Genomic DNA, 7,820 nt, shown 5'->3' with positions numbered 1-7,820 from the left:
GCTCTACCAACTGAGCTATTCCCGCAAATGGCGTCCCCTAGGGGACTCGAACCCCTGTTACCGCCGTGAAAGGGCGGTGTCCTAGGCCACTAGACGAAGGGGACACGCTACAACATTCACTCCCTGCCGCGCTTCGCTGTGTGCTTTACGCTGCAAGTGGCGCGCATTCTATGGATGCTTTCGAGGGTCGTCAACCCCCTGTTATAAATTTATTTAAATCAATGACTTCACTGCGCTTTGCAGGCCCTGTGGCAGGCCACTGCCAAGCGGCAATGCGCAGGAGGACCAATAAGCTTTTGACACCGTTAGTAGCACAAAGCCATAGTTGCCACAGCCCCCCATAAGCACCTCATGACTGCGATGGGGCGGGTTAGGCTACCCGTGTCAGCACAGCAGCCCTACACTTGAACTTCATTCCACATTGAGAGCTCCCCGGTGACTCCACTCATGATCACCCTGTTCATCGTAACGGGGATCGCCATCCTTATCGTCATCGGCCTGCTCAACAATATGGTCGAGAGCAACAAGCTGGCCAAGGCGCGCGACAAGCTCGAGCTCACCGACCGCCTGCGCCGCTGTGGCCGTATCGACGAGACGTTCCCCGGTCAACTGATGACCCCTGCCCTCAAGCAACTGCTCGCGCGACTGGAACTCAACATCAGCCAGCGCCTGCTGCAGCTCGACAAGCAGGACGCACCGCTCAAGGCTCGCCTGGAAGCTCTGCAGGCGGAAATCGCCAAGGGCGATGACATTGCCATCAATAACCCTCCTCTCCCGATCATGACCGAAGACCGAGCCAAGGAAGTGCGCTTCCTGCTCGAAGCCCTGCACGCCCAGGTAACCCGGGCCGGGCAGGAAGGCTTTCTCAGCACCGTCGAGACCAAACACTGGGCGAACGAAATCCGCGGCATCCTCGTGCTGCTGCACATCGAGTTCTTCAATAACCTGGGCCAGCAACTGCTTGGAGAGGGTCTGCCGGGTCGCGCCCGCCTGGCCTTCGAGCGCGGCGTGCAATACCTCAAGAGTCAACCCGACGCCGTGCTCTACCAGGAGCAACTGCAATACCTGCAGAAGATGCTCAAGCGCACCAACGCCATGGTCCTCAGTGAAATGGAGCCTACCGGAGACGAGGTCAACGAACTCACCGACGGTTTGAAAGCCGACGAGAAGGAAGACCCGTTCCAGAAGAAAGCCAACTACGACTGAAAGCGGTCGCGCTTCAGTAGCGGCTGCAGTCGGTCGATTGCAGGAAGATCGCCGCCAGTTGTTCCAGACCCTGCTGGTCGGCTTCGCTGAAGCGTGCGAGGCGTGGGCTGTCCAGGTCCAGCACACCGATCAGCTTGCCGTCCTTGAGTAGCGGGATCACCAGTTCGCTGTTCGACGCACTGTCACAGGCGATGTGGCCAGGGAACGCATGCACGTCCTCGACCCGCTGGGTCTCGCGGCTGGCTGCAGCCGCACCGCACACGCCACGACCAAACGGAATGCGCACACACGCCACCTGCCCCTGAAAGGGTCCGAGCACCAGTTCCTCATTGCGGTTGAGATAGAAACCCGCCCAGTTCAGGTCATCGACCTGATTGAACAGAAATGCGGAAAACTGCGCCGCATTGGCGACGAAATCACGCTCGTCGGCCAGCAGCGATTCCAGTTGAGCGCACAGCATACGGTAGCCTTCCAGCCCCGCGCCTGCAGCGTGCAGATCGATCATGGTTGTTGCTCCAACAGTTTGAGACCCACCCAGTAGCGGGCGAATTGGTAGGCGCAGCGGCCATTGCGGTTGCCGCGGCCAGTGGCCCAGCGCACGGCGAGGATATCCAGTTGCTCGTCACGGGACCATTGCAGGCCGCTGTCACGGGCGAGCTCGCCGATCCAGTGTTCCACCACGCGCAGGAAATGCTCCTGGGTGAAGGGATAGAACGACAGCCACAGACCGAACCGGTCCGACAGGGCGATCTTGTCTTCGACCGCTTCGCTGGGGTGCAACTCGCCGTCGACCCGGGACCAGTTCTCGTTGTCGCTCTGATGTTCGGGAACCAGGTGCCGGCGGTTGGACGTGGCGTACAGCAACACGTTGTCCGGCGCCTGCTCCAGCGAACCGTCAAGCACGCTCTTGAGCACTCGATAATCGCCCTCGCCCGCCTCGAACGACAGGTCATCGCAAAACAGCACGAAGCGCTGCGGCAGCTTCTGCAACTGCTCGACCACCCGCGGCAGATCGGCCAGGTGGTCACGCTCGATCTCGATCAGGCGTAAGCCCACGGCGGCATGCTCGGCAAGCAACGCCCGCACCAGCGACGACTTGCCCGTGCCGCGCGACCCCCACAGCAGCGCATGGTTGGCTGGATGGCCGTCGAGGAACTGCTGCGTGTTGCGTGCCAGCTGCTGGCGCTGTTGATCGACCCCGATCAGATCGCTCAGGCGCATGTCCAGGCTGACCTCCAGCGGCAGCAGATAGCCGCTGCGGCCCTCGCGCTGCCAGCGCGCAGCCAGGCACTGGTGCCAGTCGATTTCAGGGCGCAGCGCAGGCAGCAGCGGCTCGAGCCGCGCCAGTACGGATTCGGCGCGCTCAAGAAAGGCATTCAAACGAGAGTCCACGACTTTTCCTCAAGGCAAGTTGCGTGTAAAAGGTTCGGCAAGGGGACATGCCGTCGCACACTACGGCGCACAGACATGGTCCATGCTTTGGCCCTGCGCACGGAATGGAAATTGGCCCAGTATCCATGGATATAAAATTCACCCAGCGGCTGTCCTATAAACAAGCCCGCTTGACGGTACTGGTCGGCTTCATTCTGGGGGCTTTGCTCAGCGTTATCCAGATCGGCATCGATTATGCCATCGTCGATCAAACCATCGATCGGCAAATGCGTTCACTGCTGGAAATCAGCCACAACCCCGCCTCGCGCATCGCCTACAACATCGACGCCGAGCTGGCCAAGGAACTGACCCTGGGCCTGTTGCAATCGGAGTCGATCACCGCTGCACGGCTGACGGACAACAATGGCAACATCCTGGCCAGCGTGCAGCGGCCACGCCTGGAAAGCAGCTACCGCTTCATCAGCGACATCCTCTTCAATGCCCAACGCCAGTACGAAGACCCGCTGTTCCTCTCGCACATGCCCGACGACCGCCTCGGCACGCTGCAGTTGACCGTCGACACCTTCGCCATCGGCAACCGCTTCCTGCGCCGTGCCGAAATTACCTTGGCCAGCGGCTTCCTGCGCACGGCGCTGCTCACCGCCCTGCTCCTGGGCTTTTTCTACGTGATGTTGACCAAGCCGCTGAACCGGGTCATCCGCGCGTTGAGCAACAGCGATCCGCACCAACCCAAACCGGCGCGCCTGGACTATCCCCCGGGCCACGAACATGACGAGATCGGCGTGCTGGTAAAGGTCGCCAACCAGCAGTTCATCAGCATGGCCACGGAAATCCAGCAGCGGCGCAGCGCCGAGAACCGCCTGACCGAGTACCTGGGCGAGCTGGAAAACATCGTTTCGGCACGCACCACCGAGCTCAAGGCCAGCAATACCCGCCTAAGCATGTCCAACGAGGAGCTGGAAAAAGCGCGCCGTACGGCCTTGGACATGGCCCAGGCGCGCGCCTCGTTTCTGGCCAACATGAGCCACGAGATTCGCACCCCGCTCAACGGCTTGCTGGGCATGATCGCCCTGTCGCTGGACAGCCCGCTCAATGCCGAACAGCGGCAGCAACTCTCCATCGCGCACGACTCGGGCAAGGTACTGGTCGAGTTGCTCAACGATATCCTCGACCTGTCCAAGTTTGACGCCGGGCAGCTGGAGCTCGAGCGCATCCCTTTCGACCTCGGCGCGCTGATCGAAGACACGGCCAACCTGCTGTCGCAGAACGCGGCGCCCAGTGTCGAGTTGACCTGCCTGATCGACCCGCATTTTCCGGCACTGGTCCTGGGCGACCCGACCCGAGTGCGACAGATCGTCAGCAACCTGCTGTCCAACGCGCTGAAATTCACCCGCTTCGGCCGGGTCGACGTGCGCCTCTATACCCGGCCAGGTGGGGTGCGCATCGAAGTCAGCGACACCGGCATCGGCATCGCCCAGGAAGCCCAGGTCAAGATCTTCCAGCCCTTCACCCAGGCCGGCGCCGGCATCACCCGCCAGTTCGGCGGCACCGGCCTGGGCCTGGCCCTGACCAACAACCTCTGCGAGGCCATGAAGGGCCGCTTGAGCATCAGCTCCGAAGCCGGATTCGGCAGCCAGTTCTACGCCGACCTGCCGCTGGTTGCGCACAGTCCAGCCCAGGTGCCACCGCTGCTGCGTGGCCAGGTGGTGTTGGTCGGGCATGCAGGCAGCGGTCTGGCGGAGCTGTTGCTGGACGTGCTGCCATTGTGGGGCATCGATTACCAGCGCTACGACCTGGGCGCGGACCTCTCCGGCATCGCGCCGGACCTGGTGATCACCGATAACCTGGACTGCCTGTTCAGTTTGCGCCCAGGCATTCAGGCGCCGATTCTGCTGGTCACCGCCTATGGCAACTTCCTGCCGACCGAGCAGGCCAACGCGCTGATGCCGCTGCAGCAGCAAGCCCGACCGCTGGCACGCAACGCGTTGTATCAGGCCTTGCGTCGCAGCCTGGTGGGTGATGAGCCGACGACGCTCGACAACCTCGCCAACCGGCGTAGCGCGCAGCGTCGCGCGCGTATTCTTCTGGTGGAAGACAACCCGGTGAACCAGCTGGTGGCCAAGGGCATGCTGAGCAAGCTGGGGTGCGAAGTCACCGTGGCCGCCCATGGCGGCGAAGCACTGAGCGAGCTGGAAAAGCGCGAGTTCGACCTGGTGCTGATGGACTGCAACATGCCCGTCATGGACGGCTACGAAGCCAGCCGGCAGATCCGTCGAAGCGGCCGCTGGCCACAGTTGCCGATCGTGGCGCTGACCGCCAACGCCATGCCAGAAGAGCGCGAACGTTGTCGCGCCGCCGGCATGAGCGACTACCTGGCCAAGCCGTTTCGCCGTGAAGAGCTGGTGATGCTGATCGACCAATGGGTGCCCGAATAGCCAGGCACCCAACCTGCTTCAGCCCAGCGCCTGCTCGATCTCCTGCGCCAGGTCAGCGGGCTTGGTCAAAGGCGCGAAGCGTTTGACGCTGCCGTCAGGCGCCACCAGGAACTTGGTGAAATTCCATTTCACCTTTTCCGAACCGAACAGCCCGGGCGCGCTTTTCTTCAGATGAGCGAACAGCGGATGGGTCAGCTCGCCGTTGACGTCGATCTTGCGGAACATCGGAAAGGTGACGCCGAAGTTCTTCTCGCAGAACTGCACGATGTCCAGCGTATCGCCGGGCTCCTGATTGCCGAACTGGTTGCAGGGGAAGCCCATCACCACCAGCCCCTGCTTGCGATAGGTCTGCCACAGCTCCTCCAACCCCTTGTACTGCGGGGTGAAACCACACTGGCTGGCGGTATTGACCACCAGCAGCACCTTGCCGGCGAAATCGCCGACCGTCTTGTGCTGGCCGTCCAGGGTGATGCATGGGATGGAGAGAAGATCTTTGCTCATGGTCGCTTTCTTGTCAGGGGTCATGCAGGCTGTTCGGCCCGCGGCTGGAAATCCAGGCACACCGAATTGATGCAGTAGCGCAGGCCAGTCGGCGCCGGCCCATCGGGGAACACATGACCCAGGTGCGACTCGCACGTGGCGCACTTGACCTCGGTACGGATCATGCCGTGGCTGGTGTCACGGATCTCGACCATCGCCTGCTCGCCGATCGGCGCGTAGAAGCTTGGCCAACCGCAGCCGGAATCGAACTTGGTGCGCGAATCGAACAGGGGCTCATTGCAACCCACGCAGATGAAGATTCCGTCACCTTTGAAATCGTTGTACTTGCCCGTGAACGGCCGCTCGGTCGCACTCAGCCGGCAGACGTTGTACTGCTCGGGGTCGAGCATTTCCTTCCATTCTTGTTCGGTTCGCGTGAGCTTGGCCATCGGTACACCTCGGCGGTTCAAAAAGCCCGATCTGTGTCTTTTGCAACGATCGGGCGGCACGTATGATTGCGCCTTTGGACAGCAGTCTGTCACCCGCGTTTCAGCGATTCAATTTTTTCATCTTCAGGGCCGGCGCGGGCCTTGTCATCTTTCGGGACCTCACCATGCAGTTCAGCAAATCGAACAAGCTCGCCAACGTCTGCTATGACATTCGCGGGCCGGTGCTCAAGCACGCCAAGCGCCTGGAAGAGGAAGGCCACCGCATCCTCAAGCTGAACATCGGCAACCCGGCGCCGTTCGGTTTCGAGGCGCCGGTCGAGATCCTCCAGGATGTCATCCGCAACCTGCCCACCGCCCAGGGCTACAGCGATTCCAAGGGGCTGTTCAGCGCGCGCAAGGCCGTCATGCAGTACTACCAGCAGAAGCAGGTGGAAGGCGTCGGCATCGAAGACATCTACCTGGGCAACGGTGTGTCCGAGCTGATCGTGATGTCGCTGCAGGCCCTGCTCAACAACGGTGACGAGGTCCTCATCCCAGCGCCCGACTATCCGCTGTGGACGGCTTCGGTGAGCCTGGCCGGCGGTCACGCCGTGCACTACCTGTGCGACGAGCAGGCCAACTGGTGGCCAGACCTGGACGACATCAAATCCAAGATCACCCCCAACACCAAGGCCATGGTGATCATCAACCCGAACAACCCGACCGGCGCCGTGTACTCTAGGGAAGTGCTGCTGGGCATGCTGGAAATCGCCCGCCAGCACAATCTGGTGGTGTTCTCCGACGAGATCTACGACAAGATCCTCTATGACGATGCCGTACACATCTGCACCGCGTCGCTGGCGCCGGACCTGCTCTGCCTGACCTTCAACGGCCTGTCCAAGTCCTACCGCGTGGCCGGTTTCCGTTCCGGCTGGATTGCCATTTCAGGGCCCAAGCACAACGCCCAGAGCTACATCGAAGGCATCGACATCCTGGCCAACATGCGTCTGTGCGCCAACGTGCCGAGCCAGCACGCGATCCAGACGGCTTTGGGCGGCTACCAGAGCATCAACGACCTGGTCCTGCCCAACGGTCGCCTGCTGGAACAGCGCAACCGCACCTGGGAATTGCTCAACGATATTCCCGGTGTCAGCTGCGTCAAACCCATGGGCGCGCTGTACGCGTTCCCGCGCATCGACCCCAAGGTCTGCCCGATCCACAACGACGAGAAGTTCGTGCTCGACCTGCTGCTGTCGGAGAAGCTGCTGGTGGTCCAGGGCACCGCGTTCAACTGGCCCAACCCGGACCATTTCCGCGTGGTGACGCTGCCGCGAGTCGATGATCTGGAGCAGGCCATCGGTCGCATCGGCCGCTTCCTCAAGAATTATCGCCAGTAAAAACCGAACGTATTCAAGTGTCCGTCTGCATATACACAGTTTGAAATAGTCCCCCGGTTGAATCGACCGGGCGCGCACCTTATATAGCGCATACGCAACACTTTTATCCGTCAGGAGAACGTTACAACCATGATGCGCATCTTGCTGTTTCTGGCCACTAACCTTGCGGTGGTGCTGATTGCCAGCATTACCCTGAGCCTGTTTGGCTTCAATGGGTTCATGGCGGCCAACGGGGTGGATCTGAACCTCAATCAGCTGCTGATCTTCTGCGCCGTGTTCGGCTTCGCCGGTTCGCTGTTTTCGCTGTTCATCTCCAAGTGGATGGCGAAGATGAGCACCGGTACGCAGATCATCACCCAACCGCGCACCCGTCACGAACAATGGCTGCTGCAGACCGTCGAGGAGCTGTCGCGCGAAGCGGGCATCAAGATGCCCGAGGTCGGCATCTTCCCGGCGTACGAGGCCAACGCCTTCGCCACCGG

The 7,820-nt window shown here is 61.4% G+C and carries 7 protein-coding genes, 1 tRNA gene and 1 pseudogene; 4 read left to right on the top strand and 5 right to left on the bottom strand.

Annotation, left to right across the window (positions count from 1 at the left end; translation table 11 throughout):
• Positions 1 to 28: 28 nt before the first annotated feature.
• Positions 29 to 104 (bottom strand) — tRNA-Glu (locus B2V21_RS06125).
• Between the two features lie 331 nt (positions 105 to 435).
• On the opposite strand from B2V21_RS06125, the gene B2V21_RS06120 reads away from it, so the two are divergent.
• Positions 436 to 1,206, top strand: a complete 771-nt coding sequence (locus tag B2V21_RS06120) for a hypothetical protein (RefSeq protein ID WP_056843348.1) — start codon at positions 436 to 438, stop codon at positions 1,204 to 1,206.
• Positions 1,207 to 1,219: 13 nt separating this feature from the next.
• Here the strand turns inward: B2V21_RS06120 and B2V21_RS06115 are convergent, their stop codons facing one another.
• Complete coding sequence (locus B2V21_RS06115; protein WP_049861501.1) at positions 1,220 to 1,711, bottom strand: GAF domain-containing protein; 492 nt, start codon at positions 1,709 to 1,711, stop codon at positions 1,220 to 1,222.
• On the bottom strand, positions 1,708 to 2,598 hold the full coding sequence (locus B2V21_RS06110) for an ATP-binding protein (RefSeq protein WP_049861503.1): 891 nt from the start codon (positions 2,596 to 2,598) through the stop codon (positions 1,708 to 1,710). Before B2V21_RS06110 ends, B2V21_RS06115 begins: the two co-directional genes overlap by 4 nt.
• A gap of 125 nt (positions 2,599 to 2,723) precedes the next feature.
• On the opposite strand from B2V21_RS06110, the gene B2V21_RS06105 reads away from it, so the two are divergent.
• Complete coding sequence (locus B2V21_RS06105; RefSeq protein ID WP_286916331.1) at positions 2,724 to 5,033, top strand: response regulator; 2,310 nt, start codon at positions 2,724 to 2,726, stop codon at positions 5,031 to 5,033.
• An 18-nt stretch (positions 5,034 to 5,051) separates the two neighbouring features.
• On the opposite strand, the gene B2V21_RS06100 is transcribed toward B2V21_RS06105, so the two are convergent.
• Both B2V21_RS06100 and msrB read right to left on the bottom strand, forming a co-directional pair.
• Positions 5,052 to 5,534: a glutathione peroxidase gene (locus B2V21_RS06100; RefSeq protein WP_090356776.1), complete on the bottom strand. Its 483-nt coding sequence runs from the start codon at positions 5,532 to 5,534 to the stop codon at positions 5,052 to 5,054.
• Between the two features lie 20 nt (positions 5,535 to 5,554).
• Positions 5,555 to 5,962 carry a peptide-methionine (R)-S-oxide reductase MsrB gene (gene msrB, locus B2V21_RS06095; protein WP_049861506.1) on the bottom strand — a complete coding sequence of 136 codons (408 nt, stop codon included), beginning with the start codon at positions 5,960 to 5,962 and terminating at the stop codon, positions 5,555 to 5,557.
• 164 nt (positions 5,963 to 6,126) lie between these two features.
• Between msrB and B2V21_RS06090 the strand changes: the two genes are divergently transcribed.
• Complete coding sequence (locus B2V21_RS06090; protein WP_049861559.1) at positions 6,127 to 7,338, top strand: pyridoxal phosphate-dependent aminotransferase; 1,212 nt, start codon at positions 6,127 to 6,129, stop codon at positions 7,336 to 7,338.
• A gap of 129 nt (positions 7,339 to 7,467) precedes the next feature.
• Positions 7,468 to 7,820, top strand: a pseudogene (locus tag B2V21_RS06085) (protease HtpX); the annotation flags it as partial.

Origin of the sequence: Pseudomonas sp. UBA6276 (assembly GCF_002438365.1) — a bacterium.
GTDB classification, from domain to species: Bacteria; Pseudomonadota; Gammaproteobacteria; order Pseudomonadales; family Pseudomonadaceae; genus Aquipseudomonas; species Aquipseudomonas coleopterorum.
This window is presented reverse-complemented; position numbering and strand designations above follow the sequence as displayed.